The organism is Adlercreutzia sp. ZJ138 (assembly GCF_011038935.1).
Taxonomy (GTDB): Bacteria; Actinomycetota; Coriobacteriia; order Coriobacteriales; family Eggerthellaceae; genus ZJ141.
Genome location: NZ_JAAKEA010000050.1, coordinates 1 through 692 on the forward strand (window position 1 = coordinate 1; position 692 = coordinate 692).

Annotated in this window: 1 protein-coding gene; it reads right to left on the reverse strand. The window is 60.7% G+C overall.

Translation table 11 applies throughout. From position 1 onward, the window contains the following. Positions 1-130: 130 nt before the first annotated feature. A complete protein-coding gene (gene tnpA, locus G7Y43_RS10570) occupies positions 131-547 on the reverse strand; it encodes an IS200/IS605 family transposase (RefSeq protein WP_165046371.1) in 417 nt (138 codons plus the stop codon). Positions 548-692 lie beyond the last annotated feature (145 nt).

Here is a 692-nt window from a genome sequence, read left to right on the forward strand (position 1 = left end):
AGTCATGACCACCGGCATAGCCGGTGGCTTGATTGGGCGACCCTGTAAGGGTCGCGAATGCCGGCGGCGGCAAGCCGCGATGGCCCAGCGCACTCTTGCCGGCCGCCCCTAAAGGGGATGCGTTCGCACCTTACCGGTCGAACCCGCCGCCGTCCTCCTGATCTTTTATGTACTTCTTTATCGTGGCCTCGTTCAGCCCGACGGTGCTCACGTAGTAGCCGCGGGCCCAAAGCGTCCTGTCCTTGCCTATCCGGCTGCGCCATTCGGGGTGCCTGTCGCACAGCGTCAGCGCGCTCTTGCCCTTCAGGTACCCCATCACGTCCGACACCGCATACTTGGGCGGGATCCTCAGGCAGACGTGTACGTGGTCGATGCACACGCTGCCCTCGACCACCTCGCAGCCGGTCTTGCGCTCCACCAGCTCCCGTATTATCCCGCCGATCTCGCGGCGGCACTCCCGGTAGAGCACCTTGCGCCGGTACTTCGGTATCCAGACTATGTGGTACACGCAGTCCCATTTCGTGTGTGCTAAACTTCTCTCGTTCATGGCTTTCCTTTCCTGACCTGCGATCTGGACCATCGCAGGCCCATCATAGGACAGGAAAGCCTTTTTCTGATTCTCATGTCAGCGGTACGGTTTAACCGTCTACCGCACCACAGGCATAGCCTGTGGGTTTCTCACATGGCGCTAA